General features: G+C 63.8%; 19 protein-coding genes. 11 read left to right on the top strand and 8 right to left on the bottom strand.

Going from position 1 to position 24,737, the window contains the following annotated elements; all coding sequences use genetic code 11:
* Nucleotides 1-349: 349 nt before the first annotated feature.
* The 5 genes from QFZ69_RS11060 to QFZ69_RS11040 all read right to left on the bottom strand — a co-directional run bounded on the left by QFZ69_RS11060 (nucleotide 350) and on the right by QFZ69_RS11040 (nucleotide 5,530).
* Complete coding sequence (locus tag QFZ69_RS11060) at nucleotides 350-736, bottom strand: VOC family protein (RefSeq protein ID WP_306918132.1); 387 nt, start codon at nucleotides 734-736, stop codon at nucleotides 350-352.
* Between the two features lie 56 nt (nucleotides 737-792).
* The gene (locus QFZ69_RS11055; RefSeq protein WP_306918131.1) at nucleotides 793-951 is read right to left on the bottom strand and encodes a VOC family protein; all 159 of its coding nucleotides are present in this window, start codon (nucleotides 949-951) and stop codon (nucleotides 793-795) included.
* Between the two features lie 285 nt (nucleotides 952-1,236).
* Nucleotides 1,237-2,052, bottom strand: coding sequence for a hypothetical protein (locus tag QFZ69_RS11050; RefSeq protein WP_306918128.1), 816 nt, complete (start codon nucleotides 2,050-2,052; stop codon nucleotides 1,237-1,239).
* A gap of 356 nt (nucleotides 2,053-2,408) precedes the next feature.
* Nucleotides 2,409-4,703: an endonuclease/exonuclease/phosphatase family protein gene (locus QFZ69_RS11045; RefSeq protein ID WP_306918126.1), complete on the bottom strand. Its 2,295-nt coding sequence runs from the start codon at nucleotides 4,701-4,703 to the stop codon at nucleotides 2,409-2,411.
* Nucleotides 4,700-5,530 carry an NHL repeat-containing protein gene (locus tag QFZ69_RS11040; RefSeq protein WP_306918124.1) on the bottom strand — a complete coding sequence of 277 codons (831 nt, stop codon included), beginning with the start codon at nucleotides 5,528-5,530 and terminating at the stop codon, nucleotides 4,700-4,702. The genes QFZ69_RS11045 and QFZ69_RS11040 overlap by 4 nt, the downstream gene beginning before the upstream one ends.
* A gap of 620 nt (nucleotides 5,531-6,150) precedes the next feature.
* Here QFZ69_RS11040 and QFZ69_RS11035 point away from each other — a divergent pair.
* Together QFZ69_RS11035 and QFZ69_RS11030 are read left to right on the top strand one after the other, a co-directional pair.
* Nucleotides 6,151-6,729 carry a dihydrofolate reductase family protein gene (locus tag QFZ69_RS11035; protein ID WP_306918122.1) on the top strand — a complete coding sequence of 193 codons (579 nt, stop codon included), beginning with the start codon at nucleotides 6,151-6,153 and terminating at the stop codon, nucleotides 6,727-6,729.
* A 746-nt stretch (nucleotides 6,730-7,475) separates the two neighbouring features.
* Nucleotides 7,476-8,258 carry a spherulation-specific family 4 protein gene (locus QFZ69_RS11030; protein WP_306918120.1) on the top strand — a complete coding sequence of 261 codons (783 nt, stop codon included), beginning with the start codon at nucleotides 7,476-7,478 and terminating at the stop codon, nucleotides 8,256-8,258.
* Between the two features lie 218 nt (nucleotides 8,259-8,476).
* Here QFZ69_RS11030 and QFZ69_RS11025 read toward each other — a convergent pair whose 3' ends face one another.
* The 3 genes from QFZ69_RS11025 to QFZ69_RS11015 form a co-directional block, all read right to left on the bottom strand.
* Nucleotides 8,477-8,887, bottom strand: a complete 411-nt coding sequence (locus QFZ69_RS11025) for a hypothetical protein (RefSeq protein ID WP_306918118.1) — start codon at nucleotides 8,885-8,887, stop codon at nucleotides 8,477-8,479.
* The gene (locus tag QFZ69_RS11020) at nucleotides 8,884-9,234 is read right to left on the bottom strand and encodes a PadR family transcriptional regulator (protein ID WP_306918116.1); all 351 of its coding nucleotides are present in this window, start codon (nucleotides 9,232-9,234) and stop codon (nucleotides 8,884-8,886) included. The genes QFZ69_RS11025 and QFZ69_RS11020 overlap by 4 nt, the downstream gene beginning before the upstream one ends.
* 705 nt (nucleotides 9,235-9,939) lie before the next feature.
* Entirely contained in the window at nucleotides 9,940-11,826 is a 1,887-nt protein-coding gene (locus tag QFZ69_RS11015; RefSeq protein WP_306918114.1) for a hypothetical protein, read from the bottom strand.
* A 714-nt stretch (nucleotides 11,827-12,540) separates the two neighbouring features.
* Here QFZ69_RS11015 and QFZ69_RS11010 point away from each other — a divergent pair.
* From QFZ69_RS11010 to QFZ69_RS10975, 9 genes are all read left to right on the top strand, one after another.
* Complete coding sequence (locus QFZ69_RS11010) at nucleotides 12,541-12,897, top strand: dihydrofolate reductase family protein (protein WP_306918112.1); 357 nt, start codon at nucleotides 12,541-12,543, stop codon at nucleotides 12,895-12,897.
* A 201-nt stretch (nucleotides 12,898-13,098) separates the two neighbouring features.
* Nucleotides 13,099-13,878: an IclR family transcriptional regulator gene (locus QFZ69_RS11005; protein ID WP_306918111.1), complete on the top strand. Its 780-nt coding sequence runs from the start codon at nucleotides 13,099-13,101 to the stop codon at nucleotides 13,876-13,878.
* Between the two features lie 93 nt (nucleotides 13,879-13,971).
* Nucleotides 13,972-15,159: a 4-hydroxybenzoate 3-monooxygenase gene (locus QFZ69_RS11000; protein WP_306918109.1), complete on the top strand. Its 1,188-nt coding sequence runs from the start codon at nucleotides 13,972-13,974 to the stop codon at nucleotides 15,157-15,159.
* A 302-nt stretch (nucleotides 15,160-15,461) separates the two neighbouring features.
* Complete coding sequence (locus QFZ69_RS10995) at nucleotides 15,462-16,100, top strand: MerR family transcriptional regulator (protein ID WP_306918108.1); 639 nt, start codon at nucleotides 15,462-15,464, stop codon at nucleotides 16,098-16,100.
* A gap of 2 nt (nucleotides 16,101-16,102) precedes the next feature.
* A complete protein-coding gene (locus tag QFZ69_RS10990; RefSeq protein ID WP_306918107.1) occupies nucleotides 16,103-17,092 on the top strand; it encodes a hypothetical protein in 990 nt (329 codons plus the stop codon).
* A 124-nt stretch (nucleotides 17,093-17,216) separates the two neighbouring features.
* Nucleotides 17,217-17,552, top strand: coding sequence for a hypothetical protein (locus QFZ69_RS23335; RefSeq protein WP_373461885.1), 336 nt, complete (start codon nucleotides 17,217-17,219; stop codon nucleotides 17,550-17,552).
* A 2,194-nt stretch (nucleotides 17,553-19,746) separates the two neighbouring features.
* Nucleotides 19,747-20,286 carry a hypothetical protein gene (locus QFZ69_RS10985; RefSeq protein ID WP_306918106.1) on the top strand — a complete coding sequence of 180 codons (540 nt, stop codon included), beginning with the start codon at nucleotides 19,747-19,749 and terminating at the stop codon, nucleotides 20,284-20,286.
* A 113-nt stretch (nucleotides 20,287-20,399) separates the two neighbouring features.
* Nucleotides 20,400-22,229 (top strand): gamma-glutamyltransferase, encoded by a 1,830-nt coding sequence (gene ggt, locus QFZ69_RS10980; RefSeq protein WP_306918104.1) that lies wholly within the window; start codon nucleotides 20,400-20,402, stop codon nucleotides 22,227-22,229.
* A 79-nt stretch (nucleotides 22,230-22,308) separates the two neighbouring features.
* Nucleotides 22,309-24,690, top strand: a complete 2,382-nt coding sequence (locus tag QFZ69_RS10975; protein ID WP_306918103.1) for an alpha-amylase family glycosyl hydrolase — start codon at nucleotides 22,309-22,311, stop codon at nucleotides 24,688-24,690.
* Nucleotides 24,691-24,737: the final 47 nt, after the last annotated feature.

Below are 24,737 nucleotides of genomic sequence, written 5' to 3'. Positions count from 1 at the left end.
GACGGCTCGACCCGAGCATAAACCACGGTAAATACGGTCACCGTCACCTGGCAGAGAGACGAGATTACGCACAAGACCTGGCAGGTGTGGCCGGTCGCCGCATCAGACCAGACACAACTCCTCCACCGCTTCCGGTGACGACCGATTTCTATTTCTTCGCAAATTGGCCGGCGGAAGGGCCGGTCTGCCGCCGGTTTCGGCGCGCCTAGGCCCAGCTCCCCGACAGGCCTCTGGGTTCCTTTGGAGTGAGGCATGCAGGGCGGTCAAGCAGATGTGGCAGCAACTACGGCGCTCCGCTCCCAGAACGTAGGGCGAGCTGCCAATGGCGACCGTCGGCGCACTTAGGACTTCATGCAGCATCCGATCCGTACGGACGCGTGATCGCCTCGAGGAAATGCCCGTCAGGATCCGCGAAATAGACGCCGCGTCCGCCGTCGTTGTGGTTGATCTGCTGCGGGCGGGACCGTCCCGGGTCCGCCCAGTAGGGGATGCCCTGGGCCTGGATCCTTGCGAAGATTCCGTCGAAGTCCTCCTCGCTGACCAGGAAGGCGTAGTGCTGCGGGGAGATGGGCCGGTCCGCCGTGGCGAAATCGAGGGCCACTCCATGGTCGAGGGGCACGGTCATGAAAGACCACATGGCTTGGGGTTTCGGCAGTCCGAGCACGTTGGTCAGGAACTCCGCCGAACGGCGCTTGTCCGTTGCATAGACGATGGTGTGGTTGAAAGTGACCGTCATGGTGACCTCCTCGGGTGTTTTGTCTGCGACCATCTACGTCCAGCGCTCTTCAGATTTCAAGAGCGCTGGCTCCGTCCTTGGAACCGGTTGTGAGTACCCATCAACGGGTGCTTGCCACCGCCGGAGGGCTGAACACCGAACGTTGCCGCGCACCAGGCCGCGCCCTGTTCCAGCGAATCGGCGGCGATGACCAGGTAATCGATACTGGCGTTCACAACTCAACCGTACCGCTCGGGGCGTTCGACAGATCGGCCCGGTATCTCTGCCGGCGACTCGCGCTTCGGGACACCCTTCAACTATGACGAACGACAGCGTGACTCCAACGTTCCTACTCCATCAGGAGCAGTTGTCGGTTCGGAAAACGAGCTTGGTTGTACTGACGGGCGGCTGCCTCGGACGCCGATGATGGCTTCCGAACGGGCGATGTGGGCCGTCCGTGCGTCGTGGTTGCGGGGGCACGGATGGGAAGCGCACGAACCCGCACTGGCGTGAAGGTCTGGTCAGTGGTTGTCGAGTGGCAGGACCAGCATGTAGCCGGTCGGCATATCGGCGCTCCAGCGTCGCGGCTCGCGGACGACGAACTGCGTCGCCAACTGCTCGGGGGTGAGCAGGGCGTTGGGCGCGGGGGACGGTCCCCACTGGTCGTCGCCGTACGGGTAGAGCGGATCTTGGACGCGGATGCCGGTGACGGAGAACTCCGGGAACTGGTCAGGATCGCCGAGTGACTCGAAGCCGCTCATCACCCATACGTGGCGACCGCGCCACATGACCAGCCCGACCGGCCGGTCCGTGTCGGCGATGGCGCGCGCCGCTGTCTGCAGCGCTTCCTCGTAGTCGGCGATGCTGACGACGGCGTACGTCCCCATCCCGACCTCGGCCAGCACCTTCGCCCAACCCAAGGGGTTGGCACCGTTGAACGAGTTGGAGGACCGTGCCCGAGCCATCTCCCACAGCTCGCCCTGCTGAACGCGATCGGCCCACGTGCCGGCCCCCGTGTCGTCGATGAGGTTGTTCATGATCTGGATGCTCGCCGCCACACACCACTCAAAGGTGTACTGCGGAACGAAGTCCCCCTCCTGGTAGAGGTTGAGGGCGAACGCCTGGGGCACCGGGGTCGGCGTGGGAACCGATGTCGGGGTGGGGGATGCGGTCCGGTGAGGAGCGGGGACGTCATCGCGTGCGGCTGGCGGGGCCGAGGAGGTCTGGATCGGTCGATCGGCGGCGGCCTCATCGAGTCTGATCGCGGGCGCGCAGGCCGAGAGGAGGGTCGCTAGGATGACGAACCAGGCCAGAAGACGGAGCGGGACACCGATCATGATCGATCCAGTTTATCGCGACGCGGCGGGATTGCGTCGTGCAGGGAATGGCACCCATGAGCCTCAAGGCCACCAGTGACCTGTGGCGGAAGAACTCGCTCACCTGCTGCGTAGGACAGGTTAGCCGGACGGGGTCCATTGGGCTGGTAATGCTGCAGGTGACAGACCGATTGAAGGTCTTGGACATGACCTTTGAACTTTTCGGACGGTTCCATAGGTCCGTCAATGGCTCAGCGGCGCTTCATGTCGGCGGCCTGGGAATCCTCACAGATCTCGAGCCGTTGCTTACTTCGATTGCGACATCGGCCTGGCAGCCAGCACTGGAACGATTTATCTGTGCACCGGTGGCTGACGGTTCAGTCGGTGGGCGGCTCGCTGGAGATGGTGATCTCAAGTTCGTAGTGGCCGTCATCGCTTTCGAACTTGATGGGATAGACACCTCGGACCGCGGGTCCGTCGCGGGTGATGATTTGTTTGGCTGCGGTCGCGGCGGCCGGCAGCATCGGGATCTGTACGGACGCCCGGTCGGCGGGGGAGAAGTCATCGAGCTCGACCAGCTCGAACTTCGCCTCCGAGTTGTAGGCGATGGTCGGCATGACGATGTCGCGTCGGGTGTCGTCGTCGAAGGCCAAGTCGTCAGAATGCGGGATGTGGGCGACATTCACGCCGTTGACGCCGACATTGATCTGGAGATCGTCAGAGCCGGACTCCGACCCGAGGAACCCGTCGGTTTCGTCGAAGCATATGAGTCGGGCATCCCCGCCGAGCGCACGGCCGCCGCGTTCGGTGCCGTTCGAATACAGGTAGCAGGCATTGGTTTCAAGCAGCACGGTGAACGACCGGGCGTCGAACGGGCGCGGTTCCGGCTCTTCGCGACGCACCAACACGTAGAGCCTGCCGTGGCGGTCGTGGTCGAAGGTGACGACGATGGGGTCGGAGCCATGGGAGCGTTCCTCGATGACTTCGAAACCGTTGCCGCCGTCATCACGGAGGATGACCATACCGAACAGTTTGCCTTGGATGTCTTTGAGCGTCACGGTTGACGTGTATGTGGTCACGCCGGGATAGGTGCTATCCAGCCGGGCGGTGAACCAGACGCTGTCGACGTCCTCGACGTCCGTGTCGGGATTCTCGTCGGAGTGCTGTGCGCCCACCCGCGCTTCGCCGGGGGTCGGCCAACTGCGCATCAGCGGGATCGCGTCTTTCGGGCCGGTGCCGATGAAGCGGCGCGAGTACAGCGTGTAGCTGGCGCTCGTGACATTGGGCCGCAACCGCACTCGGACGAAGAACGGCGCTTCGGCCAGTGCGTAGCGGGCGACGGCCGGGCTTTCGGGCGTGGGCGGTGTGGTGTCGCGAACGAAGGGCTGATATGGCTGCGACAGGTCGGCCTTGGTGTAGATGGTGTGAAACACCTTGTCGGCGCCGCCGACCATCGCGAACCCGTACCCGCCTGGGTCATCGATGCGGTACCAGTGCATTTCGCCGTCGCGGAGTATTGACGTGGAGGTGTTCTCCGGGTCGTCGATGGTGAATGTCAGCTTCTCAGCGGTGTTGGCGGTGTTGAACCGTCTCGCCTCGTGTAGGTCGATCGACAGCGGTAGATGGTCGCTGGCGTAGTTCGTCGGGCTGGTGGGCGAGATCTGGGCGACGTCGTGTGCGATGCGGATGTGTTGTGCCACCATCCGGCCGGGATAAGGCTTGGAACGCAAGACATAATCGAGTCGTTGTGCGTGTGTGGTGATTCCGGGATCGCAGTCCTCGGGCAACGGCGTGGTACCAAGCAGCAGGCGGCCTGGGCACTGCTCGAATGTCCACGCGTCCTGCAGGACCTTGGTCAGCATCGTGGACGGCGTGTCGAGCAGCGCCGTCCACTCGGGCCGCAGACCGTCGTTGTCGGGCATGCCCTGGACATTTAAGTCGCCGCAGAACAGGATCTCCTTTCGCGAAGTGTTGCCCTGGAGGCGGTTGTCGAGAAGTGCCATCGCGGCGGCGAATTGAGATTCGCGGGTGGCCTTGTTCTTGCCGATGTCGTCGAGCGGGTCGGCCTGGGTGTGGCTGATCATAACGTTGAACAGCGATTCGTCGGGCAGCACGAGTTGCGCGTAGACAACGCCTTTGGCCGCGTTCTTGTCGCTGCCGACAGCGTCCTCGTAGGGGAGGAAGGCGACATTGGGGATCGTCGTGCCGGTGGGTATTCCGGCGAGGTTGGCTAACGCGTTAGGAATGCGGATGCGCTGGAACGGGAATTTGCTGAACAACATCAGCCCGCTGTCTTCCCACTGCGATGACAACAGCGAGGCGCCGCCGAGAAGGCCGAGCGCGATTCCCCACAGGGCTCCGCCGATTGCGAACACGGACCCGGCGGCGACCAACAGTGCGCCGACCCCTCGGTCGTCGGCATCGGCTTTCAGGACGTAGTTGGGGTAGGTCGCGCGGAGCCGGCGTTCGAGGATCTCGCGGCCGTCCTCATCGAAGACCTCATTGAAACACAACACATCCCACGGCTCGGTTGCGACGAGGATTCTATCGGCGATGGCGTTCGCACGTTTCTCGACGCTCGTGATCGGGGTCAGCGAGCCTTGCGCGCCAGCCTCCATACCCCAGGACCGCATCTGGACGTTGTACGTGAGCACCCGCAGTCGTCGCGTCACCAGACCACCATCCCCATGGGTCGCCGGACGTCGAGGTCGGCGAGGTGAACCTGAGTCGTGACCTGGCTGAGGGTGTCGCTGATCGTCACCAGGCGGCGCGCGGCGGCGTCGAGCCCGACGATCCTCGCGTCGTGGATCTGCACGGCCGCAGGCGCGGTCAGCGCGTTGGGTGGCGTCGCGGCGGTGAGGGCTCCCGTCGCGGCATCGTGCCGGCTGATCCGCTTCGCACCGATGGCGCCGATCATGATCGCGGAGTTGTCGCCGTCGCAGGCGAGTGCGACAGGTGCGTCGATGGCGACGGTGGACCAACCCGCACCGGCCATCGAGGCGATGTGCACGACGCGCGAGCACTGCCAGTCGGCAATCCACAACTCGTCATTGTCGTCCACCGCCAGCCCGGAGGGTTGGCGGAACTTGCCGACGGCAGGATCGGTCGGCGTGGGCGTACCTCCGACACCGAAAGAGACCCATCCGGAGCCGTCGATGCCGTCAATGCGCACTACTCGCCTGTTGCCGGTGTCAGCGATGTAGATGCGTGAGTTGCTGTCGACCGCCACGCCGGTGGGCTGGTTGAACTCTCCAGCACCGGAGCCGTAGGCGCCGAAAGTGCGCCACCCGCTGCCGAACGCGTCGTCGATCGACACCACCCGGTGGTTGCCGCTGTCGGCGATCAGAAACCCTCCGGCGATCCGCGCGATCGCGCGTGGGGTCCGAAACTCGCTGGTCCCGGCACCCGAGGCTCCGAGCCAATTCGGCGCCGCGGAGGTGTAGTCGTCGAGATAGGCCAGCTGATCACGGCCGGCGTCGGTGATGAGCACCTCCGGCATGGCGCCAGCATACTGCTGACGGGCCGGAGGGATCAAGCAACGGCGTGAGGGACGGGCTGGTGGAAACCTGGACACCCTGCATTTCACCGAGGTCGAGGAAGTGGAGGAAGAGTCCAGGTTCGACTTGGGATATACGCGGGCAAATGTCGAGGACCTACTTCCGTGACACTCTCCGGAACTATCGACCGTCAATTGGCCAGAGCGACGCATCGAAGCCGGTGCACCCAACGCGATGTTGGGGGATGGCCGCTTCCTATTGCGTTGCTCCTTCGCAGAGCGGTTGAAGTAATTCGCTTGTCCGAAGCGGATCGTTTCACCGCGTAGTACTGGGCAGCGCTGCATAGCGCCAGTGCCATGGACGTCGACCCACAGTTTCGCCCGTGGCGGAGCTCAGGGACTAGTCGTGGGGGACCGGTGCCTGTGTTGCCTCCGAATCCGGAGTGGCCAAAGTCCAGGTTCGTGAGATTCACCATGGAGTTTAGTGAAGCTGGCGGGATATCTGCCCTGGAAATTCGATTTGCTCCATTCGACACTTGCCAAGCCTCGCTCGACACTTCGGGGGTCTATGATCTGGGCACACACGACTGGGACCCGACCAACCGCATTCGAGGAGAGCATCAATGGCCGTTATCTACACCTTCGACGTCTTTTCAAGCCTCGACGGCTACGGTGCCCACAGCGGCAGCTGGGGCGGCTACTGGGGCAAGCAAGGCCCCGAGCTGCTCGACCACCGCCTCGCTTTGTACGACCAGGAGCAGCGGATGGTCTTCGGGGCCAACACATATCGCGCGCACGCGCAGATGCTGGCCTCGAGCACCGAGGAGTCCGAGGTCCGTGACCCATGGGTCACCCGGATGAGGAACCTGCCGGCAACCGTGCTGTCGACCACACTGCAAGGACCGCTCGACTGGCCGGAGGCGACCGTCGTGAGCGGCGACGCCGTCGACGTCGTCGCCCGGCTCAAGGAGGAGTCCAAGGTGCCGTTGCGCTCGCACGGCAGCCTGTCGTTGAACCGGGCGCTGATGGCCGCCGGTCTGGTCGACCGCGTCCAGGTGACGCTCTTCCCTGTGATCACCGGTCAGACCGGGGAGCACCGGATCTTCCAGGGTGCGCCCGACTTCGACCTCGAGCTGATCGAGAGCCGGACGCTCGACGGCAACACCCAAGAGCTCATCTACCGGCCCACCCTGCATGTCTGAATCCGTCCATGCACCCGCCCTTGGTGTCTCGGGTGCGGAGCCGGACGAAAGCGAAGTGGATTCGAGATCGGTTTGGTGGTGCGCAGGTGCATCCAGTGCTCGGCTGGAAAGTCGTCGGGGCCTGCTGCACAGTCAGCCCGAGGGTCCCTCTAGAGCGTGGCAGTCAACGCTGCCATGCCGCGAAGCGGGGCGTTCGTTGGCACCCGATGCGCCTGAACTGATTCAAAGGGTCAGGTACTAGCTTGCGCATGGCATCAGGTGGATCAACTATGCAGACCTCTGACCACTACCCCGTCAGTGGCGACCATAGGAGAAACCCATGGAGTCCACCGCCCGCCGCCTGCACCGGCGTAAGGGCTCTGGTTGCGTGCGAGTTGGTGACGGAGCCGGGGCAGGCCTAAGCATTCCATACAGCATCGCGCCGGCACCGCTTCTCGAAGTCGGGGCCGGGCTGTCGCCGTTGGGACGCTGCTGGCGCAATCACCTGGCCGGGCCGATCCTTGCTGGACGAAATTGCTGGCGCGGACGGCGGAGCCCCCTGATTTCTTCCTTGATCGCGATGCTGGGGCAATTGCACGAACCCGCCGATAATTGGCCTTACGGCCGCCCGTGAATTGAACGTTAAGACGGTTGTTCTCAAGCGGGAAGTTCTACCGGCTGGCTTTCGGCGCAGCAGGGCTGCGGTGACACGCTCGATCCGTTGAGGGATGATGGTCAAGGGCGCTAAAGGGAATCGGGAGCCGATTGTGGAACATCCCTCAGACACGTTGGCCGAGAACAGCAACATCCCCTCAGCCGAGGAATCCGCCGCGGTCAACCAGCGGCAGTTGGTTCCCGGCTACTTTTATCCCGCGTGGAGCAGTTCCCCGAACTACTGGGCCCAAGTGAACACCATGAAAAAAGGGTCCATAGCTATCATGAACCCGGACAGCGGACCCGGAACGTCAGCAAATCCTGACTACGCCAGGGCCATCTCTGAATGCCATGCCGGGCATCACAAGGTTATCGGCTACGTCTCGACCCGTTACGGTGACCGCCCCTTGGCCGCCGTCAAGGCGGACGTTGCCTCCTATCGCGGCTGGTATCCCGCCTTGGATGGAATCTTCTTCGACGAAATGCCGAATGACCCGGCTGCGCCCGCCGCCGGGGGCTTGACAGCGCTGGCCTACTTCAAGCAGCTCTACGCTGATGCAAGAAACACTGACAATGAAAAGGACGGAATTGTGGCGGGCAATCCCGGAAACGCCGCCAACACTGCCTGGCAGGTCGACACTCCGGTAGCCGATGTGCTGGTCATCTTCGAAGGCTCTGCCGCCACCTACGAAACATGGAGGCAGCCGCCCTGGGTCGCCAAGCACCCCGCACGTCGGTTCGGGCACTTGGTCTACCGCACTGATGCCGCGAGCATGGCGCACGTGGTCTCTCTGGCCAGGTCCCGTAACGCCGGCTGGGTCTATGTCACTGACCAGAGCGAGAGTGACGGTGTGTTGTGGACGCGGCTGCCGGTGCCCTGGCCGAACCCAATCTGAGTGGACGATGCGGTCGATCATGGCCTAGCGGCATGCCTGCGGACCTGTGACGCCCCGGAGGGAGGACTCCCGGAGCGAATTGCGCGGCTGCCGAAGGCAGGGAATACAACTCCGACGCCAACTCTTTCCTAAAGCGCATCTGGATTTTTTGGAAGCTGCCGCACCCGGGGGCTGTTCGTCATACCAAGGATCATGCGTAAGCCCGGACCCTGGAGGTCTTACTTCTGCCGGCTGAGCTCCTCGGCTATGTGTTCGGGAAGCTTCCGCTGCAGTACGTTGCTCCATGCGATCAGGGCGAATGTCACGAGGGCGCTCGCCCCAAGATAGATGAATGTCCCTGGGAAGCCGAGGGATATTCCGAGGACCTGGCTGGTGAAGACCTTCACGGTGATAATAGCCATCAGCGCGAAGGCAGCAAGGTAGGCGACCTTGGTCCCGGGGGAGACGATGTTCCCCTTCGGGAACCGGGCCGCGTACTCTTTGGGGCTGCCGAAGGCCCCTTCAGGACGCTGGCCCGTCTCCTGCAGGTGGCTCTGGAGTTCCCGGAGCACATCGGCGACTTGGTCCTCGCTGAGCTTGCGCTGGCGGAGGACCAGCGCCAGGGTTTTGAAGTACTCCGAGGTGGTCATGCGGGGTTTCCTTCTAACGTCAGTACTGCCGCTACCCTCGCCGTGAAGTCCTGCCACGCGCCGGCGGTCTCGCGCAGCCAGGTTTCCCCTTCGGGGGTGATGGTGTAGAACTTGCGGCCGGGGCCGCCGTTGCCTTCACGCCATTGTGAGCGCAGACGCCCCTCGGTCTCGAGCCGGTTGAGCGCCGGGTAGACGGTGCCGCCGGCGATGCCTGGCAGGCCCCGCGCGCCCAGATCCTGAACAAGCTGGTAGCCGTAGGTCTCGTTCCGGGCCTGGACCAGCTGCAGGATGCACGGAGCCAGGACGGCCCGGGTCCAGTCGCTGGGCCACTTCGGATAATCGTTCATGACTAGAAGCTAACACCGACTAGACAGACTGGCAATCTAGTAGTACCTGTTGTCCCGCCAGTCGAATATGAGCAGCTCCGAGGCAGGCCACCCGGCCCCGGAACTGCTCTCAATTCCAGCTAAAACGTCTCCACAAAACCTGGGGCTTGACAAACCCAACGCCAGGAGTTTCTCATGCACGATGTCGCAGCGGATCTTCCCCTGGGATTGCTCGACCCAGGAGATCATCTGCGGCAGGAACGGTTCGGTCATCCGGCCGCGCTGGCGGGCAACCGGCGCCTGTGCCCCTTACTGGCGGGCCTTCACATCAGAGCGCATGTTGTTGTGTGAACCGCCGCAGACCTTCGCGGCGTTCCGGTACGACTGGGTTGAATCGTAAGCAGCTAAAATTCCCATGAACTCTCCTGGAGACGTCACAACAAGCCCCTTCCTTCCCATGACGGGTGAAATACAGACCATTGGTATCGCCATTTCACCCCCGGAAGGAAGGGGCTCTCCGCGTAACGACACGAGGGATGGACAAGGGAATCCCCGGCATCCTGTCGACAGTGGTCCCAGCGAAGTAAGTGGTGTAGTGGCCGTCAGGGGGCTCTTCTTGGCCAGGCCTTGATCGGCGATGCGCCCGGTACCGCGCGTCACAGGTCATCATCACGACGACGAAAAAAGTGGAGAAGTTCAGGCTGGCCGCTGGCCGTGGCTTTTTTGCTACAGCTTTCGCAAGATGGTGACGTCGGAGGTTTGCTTCGGGGTCGGCTCAGGTACCGGCTCTGGCTTGAAACTGCGCTCTGCGGCGTCGACGCGTGCTAGCTGTGCTAGCTCTTCAAGGAGGAGCGGGGACGTCCAGTAGTTCCCATGTTGTTCGATCAAGCCATCAGGGCCCGGCTCGGGAACCATGCGGTTAACTGCACACGGGACTTTGGACGAGATGGCGTCCGTGGTTCTCCAAAAGTTGGTCCATGACGCGACGTTCTGTCGCGTTGCCCTAAAGTCCTCTGCTGTGTAGAAGGCCGGGAACATGGATGAGTAGAGGGTTAAGAGGGGGCATCCACACGTTATCAGGTGTACCTGCCGTTCGTTGATGGGCAGAAGTCCCGCACGGATCAGCCAGGCGCAGATCACGGATCCTTGGCTGTGACCGACTAGGAGCACGGTGCGGTGTGGATGTCGGCTCATCTCAATGCGGATACCGGCGACGACGCGCCTGCGATATGAGACGCCGGCCAAGGGGTGGTTGCGTATGGGCCAGAAGCCTACGATGTCGGCAACAAGGCGGGTCTTGGAGGTTATTTCAGGGAATTGCCCGGCGACGGTCGCCAGTATCACCACATAGGAAAGGGCATGGGAGGCCCCGATGAGAGTCTCGAGAATTTTCGACTCTTCCTTAGCTGCCGTCGTCAATGCAGCAGCGACTACCAGCAACACCAGCGAAAGAGCGAGGAACCATGCTGCCACTTTGGGCAACAGCCGACCCAGGTGCTGGACTGCTTCGCGGCGAAGTTCCGCTCGAATCTTCCGCGGCCTGGGCCAGCGGTCTTCAGTGCGGAACTTCACTCTCGCCGCAGTTCTCCAGCAGATTCCCAGGAATGCGAGTACCCCCAGCGCATATGCCGGCACCATGTCCAGCAGGTTGTCTTTGAACGTGCGGGTGTCGTCAGCTGAAACGAGGAGAGTCACCGCATCTGGGTGGAGCTCCACGGGCTGGTTCGGAAACGCGAGGGCACGTAACAGCCACATCAGGTCGGAGACGGCTATTCTTAGCAATGCTCCGAGGGCGTGCATGATCAGTATTGCCACAATCATCACGAGGGCCGCTGCAGCGTACTGCCTTCGCCTGCTGCTGAACCGGATTCTGGCACGAGTTCGCGCTTCTGCTGCTCCCGCCCTGTTTTCATTTTCCCTTCGCCCGATTCCCATGTAGAGGAGGAGGACGATGGCTGCAAGGAAGTACGCCACCGCGGTCGAAACTATGATCACGACCAGCATCGGGTTGAGGAATGCGGGATCAAGGCCCAATGTTGCGAGCCAGAGAGGCAGGGCTCCGCTGCTCAGGTAACCACCTGCCGCCAAAGCAGCAAGAATGTTGGCTGCCAAGACTGAGGCTTTGGGCCCCGGATCTCGAATATCGTTCGCGTGCTGTATTTCTGACGCCCGGTACAGCATCACCAAGGCAAGTGCGGAAGCAACCAACAGCGGAACAGCTCCACCGCCGGCTTTGTCTGCGACATCGATGGGAACGAAGGAAAGGGCTGTTTCCACTATGAGGGCAGCCCAAGCGACTTGTGTTGCCGTCAACAACAACCCATAAATGAACGAGATCGTGGCAAAAAACGCCGCGCTACCTTTGGCCGGTCTCATGTAGCCGATGACGTTGGCAAAGGTGAACGGAAGCGCGACGTACCAGAAGAATCCCTTGGTGAACTCCTTATTGGAACGTGCCCAATTGATAATGCGGATCTCATGCGGCGGCAGTGGGGGAGCTGTCGTCACTTCGCACGCCGGATTTAACCGTTCGAACCGGGGCCGGCCCAGAGCATCCAGCAATTCCTTGTTGCCGATCCCATGAACTCTGATCTCAACTATGTCGGCAGGCAACACGCTTCATCACGACTCTTCCGCACGTTTCGAACTCCGAACGGCCCCAAGCAAGTTCACTGCTCCAGCTTGGACAGGCAAGACTTCGAAAATCGACTGATCCGTTGTGCTTGAGCTTCAGGGCGCCATGTCTAGCGCTCTGACCAGAAAACGAAGATGCTTTTGTGATGCGTCAGGTTTACTTGCCGCAATCGTCGCTGTCAATAAGACGCGTTGACTCATAGGAAACCTCCGCGTAACCGGATACGTTGTCTCAGTTGAAACCTCTGCATAGTGGCGTGGTTTCCGGCCGTTGCAGTGAATGGCGGCTATGCCCGTTTTCATGGAGCTAACGATGGATTAGCGGCAAGCTGTGACAAAGATGAAAGCCCTCGCCTACAAGAGCGCGCCGATCGTGCAGGGAAGTCCGGGATCCTGGACGAGCTGGTCGAACTGATCGGTTGGCACCGCGACTACGCCCGGACGGCCCTGCGGGAGGCCCTGGCCCTGAAGATCGTCAAGCCCAGACCGGGCAGGACACGGGTCTGCGGCCTGATATTAGGACGCGAACTCACTGCAGCATAATCAAAGCACTGACCCGCACGGTGTCGAGGGAAACTCCACCCAGTGGGACGTAACCGGACCTTGCTCAGGCTGCCAGCCGGATAACGTCGTGTTCCGACGGACCCCGGGAGTGCTTCACTGAAAGGTACGACGACGGCCACGATCACGCTCATGATGTCGGTCTCCTTGAAATTCGTCGTTTCACGGACCGTCATGCAGGCAGGCCGGAATACCCAGGTGATTCACGACGTCGTGCCTGAACAAATCACGGAACTGAAGGCGCGGCCCGGGGGTGACATCGCCCTTAGCGGCGCCAACGTGGCCTCCACCTTCATGCGGCACGGCCTGATCGACGAATTTCGAATTCTCGTCCGTCCCGTGGTCCTGGGGCAGGGCCGGCCGCTGTTCGAGGCCCCTGGTGTTCGGGTGGACCTCAGGCTCGAGGGGACGCGGACGTTCGGCAACGGCGTGGTTTTGCTCCACTGCTCAAGCGACGCCGTCGTGTCCGGGAGTGGGACGCGATCGTGACCTCGCCATCAAGCCGTGCCGCCATGCGGACGCTGTGCCGTTCGGCCCCGAACTGGATGCACTGCGCATCCTCGACGTTTGAGCGACGCAGAAGGGAGGGCGAGGCAGCTTGACGCGGGTTGGCCGAGAACGGGGTGTAATCTGGGACGCCCGTTCTATTGAACGGAAGCAGAGCATTTTGGCGAACGGAAGCGGAACACCTTGGCTAACTCAGTCTCCGGCGATTCGGTGGTGGACCGGGTGGTGCGCATCATCGCCGCATTTCCCGAAGGGGCGAGCGTCCTGCAGCTGACGGAACTCGCCGAGCGTGCGGAGCTGCCGCTCACCACGGCACATCGGCTGGTCCGGCAACTCGCGCAGCACGGGCTTCTGGAAGCAGGCGCGGGAGGCTCGGTGCGGCTGGGGCTGCGGCTGTGGGAGCTGGTCAACCGCAAGTCAGCCACGCTGGCTCTGCGGCAGGCTGCCCTGCCGTTCATGGAGGACATCCAGCACGTGCTCAACCAGAACGTGAACCTCGCGGTGCTGGACAGCGGGGAGGCGCTCTTCGTGGAGCGGCTCTCCCGCCGCGGGTCGGTGGCGAACCGTGCCCAGATCGCCGGGCGCCTCGCCGTCCACGTGTCCTCAGCCGGACTGGCGCTGATGTCCCACCAGCCGCGCTCCTTCCAGACTGAGTACCTCGAACAGTTCACGGATCCGGCAGGAAAGGTGACCGCGGACGAACTCCGCTCTCTGCTCAGCGAGGCTGCCCATCTGGGATACGCCCAGCTCGCGGGCGTGATCGACTCCGACACGTGGGGAATCGCGGTTCCCGTGCTGGACGGCAGGAAGCGCGCGGTAGCGGCCCTCGGCGTCGTCGTTCCCCTGCAGGAGGTGCGCCTCCAGGCCTTGGTGCCGGCACTGCAGACCGCCGCCCGGGGAATCGGGCGCCGGCTCAACGACGCCAATACAACAACGTCATACCATTCAACGGAATGGCTGTAACGCCGGACATAGTATCCGGCGCACACTGTTAGCCAGAGAAACTTCCGGCCCCTGGGTTTCACACAGGGGCCCCGCGACGAAGCGAGGAACGTCATGGCACCACGCAAAATCATCACCACCCAGGTCGCCATCCTGGGCGCTGGGCCCGCAGGGCTCATGCTCTCGCACCTGCTGGCGAAGGCGGGCATCGAATCCACCGTCCTCGAAATCCGCAGCCGCAAAGAGATCTCCGAAACCGTCCGTGCAGGCATCCTGGAACACGGAACGGTCAACATGCTGGTGGACAGCGGCGTCTCGGACCGCGTGCTGCGCGAGGGGGACCGGCACGACGGCATCGAACTGCGGTTCAACGGCGAAAGCCACCGGATCGACTTCAAGGACCTCGTGGGGGAGTCGGTCTGGCTCTATCCTCAAACCGATGTCTTCATGGATCTCGCAGTACGCCGGGAGGCCGACGGCGGTGACGTCCGCTACAGCGTCACAGGCACCACCGTCCACGACATCGAGGGCACGCCCAAGGTCTCATTCACGGACGCGGACGGCACAGAGTACGAACTGCAGGCTGACTTCATCGCCGGCGCCGATGGTTCCCGCAGCCACTGCCGCTTCCAGATCCCCGATGCGCACCGCAAGTGGTACTTCCACGAATACCCCTTCGCCTGGTTCGGCATCCTCGCCGAGGCTCCCCGCAGCTCCAACGAGCTCATCTACGCCAACTCGGAGAACGGCTTCGCACTGATCAGCCAGCGCACCGAAACGGTGCAACGGATGTACTTCCAGTGCGATCTCAACGAGGACGTGAACAACTGGAGCGAAGACCGGATCTGGGACGCCTTCCGGAGCCGGGTCAACGGCAACGGCTTCGAACTCAAGGAGGGTCCGGTCATCGACAAGATGGTCCTGAAGTTCCGCAGCTTCGTGCACACGCCCATGCGGCACGGCAAGCTCTTCCTGGCCGGGGACGCCGCACACACCGTCCCGCCCACCGGCGCCAAGGGCCTGAACCTGGCCATCCACGACGTCAAGGTGCTCTTCGAGGGCCTCGACAGCTTCTACAACACCGGTTCCTCCGCGCTCCTGGATTCCTACAGCGACCACGCCCTGGACCGCGTCTGGAAGGCGCAACAGTTCTCCTACTGGATGACCTCCATGCTGCACACCCCCGTGGACGCCGATGACTTCTCCCGCGCCCGCCAGCTCGGCGAGCTCAACTCGGTGGTGTCCTCCCGGCACGGCCGTGCCTACCTCGCCGAGGCCTACACCGGCTGGCCCACCGCCTAACCGCAATTTCCCGGAGGTTGTCACCAGTACTGTCGATCGACCGGCTTAGTGGCGCGGTTATCGGCTGGCTCCTCCGAGTTCGATTTGGCCACGATGCTAATGCCAATGACGTCATCTGATCGGATCTCCAAGTGGCCTGTCTGGCTCTGCTGGCTTGCCATGGTGCTGGACCTGGGCCGCAACATGCCGGTCCTGCGAGCCGCCCCGTGGACGGCACCAGAGCAACTGACGCTGGAAACCGTACTGACTCGTTCCGAGTATAGACAGTAAGCCTATCCGATAGTTAAACTATCCATATGCGAATGGCTGAACTGAGCAGGGCCAGCGGCATCCCGGTCGCAACCATCAAGTTCTATCTGCGCGAGCGGCTGCTTCAAGCAGGTGAACGGATGGGGCCCAACCAGGCGCGCTACGGCGAGGAGCACCTGCGCCGGCTGCGGCTCATCCGTGGCCTTCTGGAGGTCGGCGGACTCAGCATCGCGACGGCCCGTGACGTCATCGACGCCGTCGATTCGGAGCTTCCACTGGCCCACTCCTTCGGGGTGGCCCAGCGCGCGGTTTCCGCCAAGATCGATCCGGGCGACATCGATTCCCAGGCGCTGGCCGGTATTGATCGGCTCGTTGACGGCTGGCGGGTCTCCGGGGACAACCCGGGCCGGCTCGCCGCTGCCCGCGTGCTGGAGACCTTCCAAGCCCTGGGGCAGCGGGACGAGCGGAATTGGTTCTCCCGCTATGCCGCCGCGGCCCTGCTGGTGGCCGAGGCCGACCTGGACCAGGTGGAGGCCCGCGGCAGCCGTGAGGCCATGGCCGAGACGGTCGTCATCGGCACTGTCCTGGGCGACGCCCTGTTTTCCGGACTTCGCCGTGCCGCGCAGGAGCATGTCTCGGTCGTGCGCCATCCCGCCCCGCCTGAGCTCCACCACTCACCCACAAGAGAGTGAAAATGTCCACGACCGCAACCACTTCGCTTCGTGCCGTCCCGACCCGCTGGCACCGCCCGCTGCTCTGGCTCAGTCTCGCGATGGCCGCCTCGACCCTCGCGACTATGGCCGGACTAATCTTCGACCCCCGGCTGCTGGACGGGGCACCGCTCTGGGCCAAGCCGTTCAAATTCTCCGTCTCCATTCTGATCTATGCCCTGACGCTGTCCTGGCTGCTGGGCCAGCTGCCGCGCTGGCGGCGGCTGGCCTGGTGGGCCGGCACGGCAGCCGCCGTCTTCCTCGCGGCGGAGATGATCATTATCGGGGGAGCAGCGGCGGCGGGAACTACGAGCCACTTCAACGTCTCGACACCCCTTGCGGCCGGTCTCTGGTCCGTGATGGGCGCCTCGATCGTTCTCGTCTGGCTCGCGGCACTGCTCGTGGCGCTGCTCCTCTTCGGGGCTCCGCTCGGTGACCCCGCGCGTTCGTTCGCGATCCGCGCCGGGTTTGTCATCGCGCTCATCGGGATGGCCCTGGCCTTCCTCATGACGAGCCCCACGGCGGACCAGCTTAACAACTTCCGGGGCATCGCGGGGGCGCACACCGTTGGCCTTCCCGACGGCGGCCCCGGCCTTCCGCTACTGGGCTGGAGCACCGTCGCAGGTGACCTGCGCGTACCCCATTTCGTGGGTATGCACGCCCTCCAACTCATTCCGCTCGCGGCCCTGCTGCTCGAACTCTGCGCCCGCCGGATCAAGCTGCTGCAGGCGGCTGCGACGCGCCTGGGCCTGCTTTGGATCCTGGTCGCGTCCTATCTGGGAGCCCTGACGCTACTCACGGTGCAGGCCCTGGCCGGGCAGTCGATCGTGCGCCCCGACGCGGTCCTCACCGCTTGGGGCGTGGCACTCCTCGCGGGCGCGGGCCTCGCCGTCGTCCTCGTCCTCAGGCGGGGGAAGCGCGCAGTTGTTGCGCAGCGCCCGCCACATAGAGACAGCCGGGTCCCCGGCGAGTAGCATCGGGGCGACTGGGCGGACTTCGGTCGCTTCTGCAGACTGGAATTCTTTGGACCATCAGCGGCACCGGAAATGCGAGCGTACTCGGAAGAGATCTTCGGCCCCGCCGCCCGTCGTCTACCGGGTGGACTCACCCAAAGCTGCCGTTGATCTGGCCAACGATTCGCCCTTCGGGCTCTCGAGCTCCATCTACAGTGCGGACGTTGAGGCCGCCGTGCAGCTTGCTGACCAATTGGGATTTCTTTATCTTCCGTGGCGCGGATCTGGCGCCGTTGGAAGATCCAGCCCCATCGGATCGAGACGTTCAGATCAAGGCCCGACTGGTTTCGTGGTTCGTCACCTCGGCCGGCAGCTTTTTGCACGACCGTTGGCCTCGCCATGGACCATCCTCGTGGCCGGTATGCCGTTGCTTCCGCCGTGGGTCCTGTCCTCCACGTGCATCTCGTCCACCGCGACATGAAGGGACCGATAGCGGTTGAAGGCCGCTCGGGAGTTGCTCCAGGCGGCGCCCCTGTGACCATTGCTTTTTTACCATGCCCGGCAAATGATCAACAGGTGTGTGCCTATTGGGGGCAGGGACGGCCTGCCATGCTTCGTCTGCCGCACGCCCCGGGTGCAATATCGTGAATTGCGCGATCGGGCATTCCGCAGAGCCCGTTGGGTCGACCCGCCGGGAACGCCACAGCCCTTCCGTGCGCCTACGATTCGGGGATGGCCTCTATTCTCGCGGCCCCTTTATTCGGCCTTCGGAAGATCCGTGGTACCCGCAGGCCCACGGTGAAGCGCCCGGCGCGAGGTGCGTTTGCGCTGGTCGGGGCACTGACCTTGAGTCTTGGCATGGTTGCCTGCGCAACAGATTCGGGACAAACACAGCCCAGCACCCAAACACAGCCCACCACCACCTTGGAAGCCGCCCCTACGTCTACGGCGCCGCTGCCCACCCGGTCCAGCAGTGGGCAGACAATCCCGACCCGACAGCCACAACTGACCCCAAAGCCGAAACCGCCGCCACCGCCACCGCCGCCACCGCCACCGCCACCGCCGGCACCCTCGATTGCGTCGGTCAATGGTTATGTAACGCTGGCGGCCAACGGCGCCCCGGTAGGAAATGCCTGGGTCGAATTTAAGGTCCCAGGCTGTCGCGGGTGTCAACAGATCTGGACCACTACCGGCGCTGACGGGTCGTACTCCATCAGGCTTCCAGACGGGTTCTACCTCGCGCTTTGCGGGCTCAACGACGACCCCGGCCGGGCATGTTCGGCCATCGGGGGAAATGGTGGTCCCTACGCTGTCGAAGTTCCTCCATACGACCACGAGGTGAACTTCAGCGTCGGCCGTTGATGTCCCCTTGACTTCGAGTGACGCAGTTCCTCCCCGCGGGCTGTGCTGAGTGCAGAGAAATTGGGCTCAGCTGAAGGGTCCGATGATCGAGGAAGCACATGAAAGAGGTGCCGCCGCTGAATCTCGTTTCCCGCCTGGAGGAGAGTCTCTGGCTTGATCCGTGGGTCGCGGGTGTCAAAGGAACCGTGAACTCGATTGTCCGGTTCCCGTGGCTCCGCGATGTGCTCCACGGTGCCGTTAAGGCATCAGGTTCATCCCCTTGGAGTCCAGATACCGTCGGGGGCCTGGACATCCGCCGCCGTCCTGGATGCTGTGCCGGAAGCGAGCGCGTCGCCGGCATCCTGATCGGCGTCGGGGCAATCACCGCGGATCCTTCCGCCGTAGCAGGCTTCACCGATTGGTCGGACCTACACGAGCAGCAACAGTGCGTCGGCCTCGTGCACGTCGCGGGGAACATCACCGCGACCGGACTTTACCTTGCGTCGCTGGTGCAACGGATCCGCGGCCTGCAGGCACAAGGGAAGGTTCTCGGCTATCTGGTTTGCGACAGTTGCGGCCGCCGGTTTCCTCGGCGGGCATCTAAGCTACCGGCAGGCTGCCGGTGTGAATCACAGCGAAGATGTTCCGCATCGCTTCCCCGTCGGTTGGCATTCCCTGGCGCCGCTGAACGAGCTCGTTGAAGGCAAGCTGGCGCGGCGCATGGTGGCCAGGAGCACCTGGATCGGAAGGGGCCACTCCTTGGTCAGCGGGTGCAGCAGGAAATTGGCCAGCAGGCTGAGCGGGAAAAAAGGGCAGAAAGATACTGACCATCTGTTTCCATCGGGGAGGTACCACCCTCGGGGAGGGTGAGGCGGACATCGCCGGGCGGCGCGAACCAGTCTTCAATGCCCGTGCGGCCCTCGATCCGCGTGACTTCCACGAGGTCTGCCGCCCTGTCGATCCAGCCGCCCTGTCGATCCATTGGCACCGTTCGTCGGACTGCTCCCAGTCCTTAAGCAGGCCGGCGTTGGCAAACCGACACAGCATGTGCCATCCGTTGGAGTCCGCGGCTGAGCGGACCCTGCCGGAGCAGAGATAGCCGGGCCACTCGCGGGCGAGTTCCTGGCCTGCATGCGCCCCGGTCGCTGGCCTGACGTGTTCGGCCGGGTTGGACTGCGCGTGCAACGGACACAGTGACTGGCTGGAGCCGGGAATCGGAGATGGTCACCATACGAATCTTTCCGACGATGCAGTCACCGTGTCGGATCTGACAGTGCGGTTGAAAGGGACAGGGCGGGGTAACCTGCCAAGGGAGGCTAGGGAAGGGCAGTGTTGTGGACATTCTGAGCGGCGTAAGCGGCGAATGGCTGAGAGCCCTGACCTGGGTCGCCGCGATCGCCAGCGGGCTGCTGCTGGGTTTCTGGCGACCTCGCCGAGCTCATGTGGCTGCTCTTGGCTCAGTCCTCGTCTTTGCGGTGGCCAACATCGGTGCGGGCATCTACGTTCTGTCCCATCTCGGAGATTCCCGCTGGGGCGGCGGCGCAGAGGACCGGCTCGGCGCTCCTTCGCTGGCGGATACCCCTGTTGTTGGACAGTTCCTGGGCTCCCTCGACACACTTCTGCGCGGAGTAGTGGACGGCGTCAATGAGTTTACCGACTTTCGGGCAGCGCTTCCGGTCGCTTTGGAGTTCCTCGCAGCAGCCGGATGGGCCCTGGTTGTTGCCGTGCCTTTGGGAATATTGGCACTTATTGTGAGCTACCGGGAGGCACAGCGCCGCAAAGCCGAGTTCGCCAGGTACAGCCTGCAGGTCGAAGTACTCAGCGCTGAGCTCGACGATATCAAGCGCCACCTTGGCTACCCGAACCCGGGGTAAGGCGGGCGGTTAGTGCCGCTGGAGCCAATCGCCCGGGAGCTGTTGAGTGTGGCACCGCGGCGGAGTAGCGTGATTGCACCGTCTGCTCGCATCACCCTCACCCGGGAGCGACAATGCCAACTGTGAGACGTCGACTCGCTGCAATCACGGCGGCTCTGGCCTTGAGCGTTACCAGCGGCGCCGCCGTTACCAGCCCCGCGTCCGCCGATCCGCGCGAAACGGAAAAGACAGCGACGGCGGCCGGTTACGGCGGCGCGGTGAGCACTGTGGACCCGGACGCATCCGCAGCAGCGATTGAAGTCCTGCGCAAGGGCGGCAACGCGGCGGACGCGGCCGTCGCCGCAGCAGCCACCCTGGGCGTGACCGAACCCTACAGCGCCGGGATCGGCGGGGGCGGCTACTTCGTGTTCTATAGCGCGACGACCCGCAGGGTCAGCACCATCGACGGCCGCGAAACTGCTCCGGCCGCGATGCCCCAGAACGCGTTCATCGACCCGGCGACCGGCAAGCCCTACCCCTTCACGCCGGAGCTCGTCACCAGCGGCGTCTCCGTCGGCGTCCCCGGCACGCCGGCCACCTGGGAGCGCGCCCTCGACCGCTGGGGCACTTTGAGCCTCGCCGATGTCCTGGAGCCTGCCATCAAGGTAGCGACCGACGGCTTCGTGGTCGACGAAACGTTCCGCCTGCAGACCCTCGAAAACAAGCTCCGCTTTGCGGCGTTCACCTCGACGAGCAGCCTGTTCCTGCCCGGCGGCGACGCGCCCGCCGTCGGCAGTGTCTTCCAGAACCCCGACCTCGCCGAAACGTACCGGCTCCTCGCGAAGAAGGGCACGCGCGGCTTCTACCGCGGCGCGCTGGCGGCGGAGATCGCAGCCACAGTCCGGGTTCCGCCGAAGGCCCCCGGCACGGCGCTGCCCGTCCCCGCCGGCTACCTCACGACGGCGGATCTGGCAGCCTACCGCGTCCTGGATCAGGCGCCCACGCACGTGGACTACCGGGGCCTGGAAATCTACGGCATGGCGCCGTCGAGCAGCGGGGGCACCACCGTCGGGGAGGCGCTGAACATCCTGGACACCTTCAACCTTTCCGAGATGGCCCCGGCCGGCGCCCTGCACCATTACCTGGAGGCAAGCGCGCTCGCCTTCGCGGACCGCGGCAAATACGTGGGCGACCCGGCTTTTGTCGACGTCCCCACCGACGCACTCACCGATCCGCGCTTCGGCAAGGAGCGCTCATGCCAGATCGACCCGCGGCATGCGGCTGCGAGAACTGTCCCACCCGGGGATGTGGCCTCGTACGACGGCGTGTGCCCGGCCACCGCTGCTGCGCCCGCCGATGAGAGGGACACCGAGAACATTTCCACGACCAACCTGACGGTCGCGGACAAGTGGGGAAACGTGGTTGAGTACACCCTCACGATCGAGCAGACGGGCGGGTCCGGCATTGTGGTTCCCGGCCGCGGGTTCCTGCTCAACAACGAGCTGACCGACTTCTCTACCGTGTACGACCCGACTGACCCGAACCGGATCGAGCCGGGGAAGCGTCCGCGCTCCTCGATGTCACCGACCATCATCCTCAAGGACGGCAAGCCGTTCCTCGCGCTCGGCTCGCCGGGTGGATCGACGATCATCACCACCGTCCTGCAGATGATCCTGAACCGGGTGGATCTGGGCATGAGCATCGCGGAGGCGCTCGCGGCACCGCGTGCGTCACAGCGGAACGCCGCCACGGTCACGGCGGAGTCGGAGTTCATCGCCGCGTACGGAAGCGAGTTGGCACCGTACGGTCACGCCCTCGTGACGCCGGGTGCGCCGTCGACGTCCGCGGCGGAGATCGGCGCGGCGACAGCCATCGAATTCGAATCCGACGGACGCATGGTCGCCGCGGCCGAGCCCGTGAGGCGCGGGGGCGGTTCGGCGATGGTAGTTAAACGGTCGCGGTGAGCCCCTGCCTGGACAACGAGGTGGTCCTCGCGTGGTGGTCCTTGCTCGGTGTCTTTCGGCATATTGATCGGGGGAGCCCATGATTACGGTCCGATTCCAGTATCTCAGCGGCCTCAAGGGGAGCCTCTTCCGCAATGCCCGGCTGGCAGGCACGTGGAACGGCTGGTCCGACATACCCATGCAGGAGATTCTCGGCGAGGACGGCTGTCCGGCCTTTGAGGTGACCGTGGTTTTCGACGACGGGATGGCGGGGCAGGAGGTTCACTGGGGTGTCCGCCTCGACGGTCCTTCCGGCGCGAACCGGTGGGCGATCGCCACCGAGGACCCGAATCCGCATGCCGTCAGGACGCAGCGCATTTTCGTCCTGCCGTCGGCTGGAGGGCACGACACGGCACGGTACTGCCTGACCGTCAGTCGGCTTTACGGTGCCCAGAAGTTGTACCAGTACGGCAAAGAGCACCTTCGGTTCGCAGCGTGGGCACCGAACGCCCAGGCTGTGGACGTCGTCTTCGGAAAGAAGGACAACGGCTATATCTACGACGACGGACGCGGCATCGACCCGAACCGGCCGCTGATCCAGCTCCACGGGGTCGGCGGTGGCATCTGGGCGAGTGTTCCTCAGGCGGACTTCTCGTCCTACGTGGGCGTGCCCTACATGTATCGCATTCGAACCGCTCAGGGAATCGTCCGGATGCGCACGGACATCCACTCCCGGTGGCAGATCGGACGCGGCGCTATCAATCCGGAGAACCCGAACCACCAGCCCTGGGACGGGGATCCGGGCACCCTGGACGGGGGCGTGAGCTGCAGCGTCGTCATCGACCAGGACGTGGTGCGGGAAGAGTTCGAGCCGACCACCGACCCGCCGAAGCTGATCACCGACGAGGAGTTCTGGCTCACCGAATTCACCCCTGCCGCGCCGGTGCCGACCCGGCTGACGGAACTGGTGATCTACGAGCTCCACATCGGATCGCTGGGGTTTGGTCGGATGGACGCCGGAAGGCTCAGTGATGCCATGGACTTCATCCCTCATTTAGTGTCCCTTGGGGTCAATGCGGTGGAGCTCATGCCGGTGTCCGAGACCGGTGGGACCTTCAGCTGGGGCTACGGGGACACCCATCACTTCGTCATAGAGTCCAGCGCCGGCGGCCGGGACAAGTTCAAGCACTTCGTGCGGGAGTGCCACCGCAACGGGATCGCCGTCATCCAGGACGTGGTGTACAACCACTTCGACAACACCGCCGATCGCGCCGAGTGGCAATACGACTCCGACCAGCCCGAGCAGAACATCTACTACTGGTATGAGGGCCGGTCCGCCGACTACGGGAATCCGGACAACGGGTATCTCCAGAACGGATCATCGGGACGCACCCCGCGCCTGTGGGAAGAGAACGTACGCCAGCTCTTCACCAGCAGCGCGGCCGAGTTCGCAGCGGAGTTCCACGTCGATGGCTTCCGCGTGGATCTCACTGAGGCCATTCACCGCGACCACTGGCAGGAGATCGATGGATCGGAAGTGGTCGCTGCGCAGCTTTTCGGGCACAAACTGTTGCGGGAGTGGAGCCGCACGCTGAACCTTATCCGTCCCTCGGCTCTGCGCATTGCTGAAGATCACTCGGGGTGGGACAAAATCACCGAGCCCACGGATAGCGGCGGGATGGGCTTCAATGCGACCTGGTTGTCTGATCTGTACCACGATCTCATCGGCGACGCCGCCAACCACGAGGACAAGGCGAAGATACTTCACCGTGCCGGATTCGGGACCGACGACCCGGTGCCCTTGACCCAGTTCTGCGGGTCATTCGCCAGGACCGGAGAGGCGCACGTCGTCTATCACGAGTCCCACGATGAGGCCGGAAACTCCAAGGGCACCATGCGCACCATCCGCGCAGCCGTCAACGACGCCGTCCTGTATGGGCCCACGCGGGACACCGCCGAGGCGAGGACGCGCGTCGTCGCCGGGATCAGCATTCTCTCGGCCGGGACACCGATGTTCTTCATGGGTGAGGAGATCGGCGCTCGGAAGCCCTGCAAGTACGACGACATCCCAGGCGGACGGGAAGACATCCTGGGCGAACGTTCCGGCCTCGGGGCCAACCTGTTCCGCTACTACCAGGACCTGATCCGGCTCCGCCGGGGCAGCCGGGCCCTCCGTTCGCGCACCATCGACATCATCCACGCCTCGAACGACGCCAGGGTCATCGCCTTCGTCCGTTCCGACGGCACCACCCGTGAGCTCGTCATCGCGTCCCTTAACAACCATCCGTTTGCGGCGGGGTACACGGTACGAACGACGGCGGACCGGCTGGCGCCGGGAGGGTGGCAGGAGATCTTCAATAGCGATTCCAGGTTCTACGGCGGAACGGATCTGGGCAACTACAGTGCCATGCTGCCGAGTCAGGACGGGCGCATTGACGTGCGGTTGCCCGCCAACGGCCTCGTCGTCCTGCGACGGACGTGATCCTGACCCCTGGCCCTCGACTGCCCTCCTGTCCGGCGACCAGGAAA

The organism is Arthrobacter sp. V1I7 (assembly GCF_030817015.1).
Classification (GTDB): domain Bacteria; phylum Actinomycetota; class Actinomycetes; order Actinomycetales; family Micrococcaceae; genus Arthrobacter.
The sequence above is the reverse complement of the archived record's forward strand: the minus strand, read 5'-3'. Positions and strand labels throughout refer to the sequence as shown.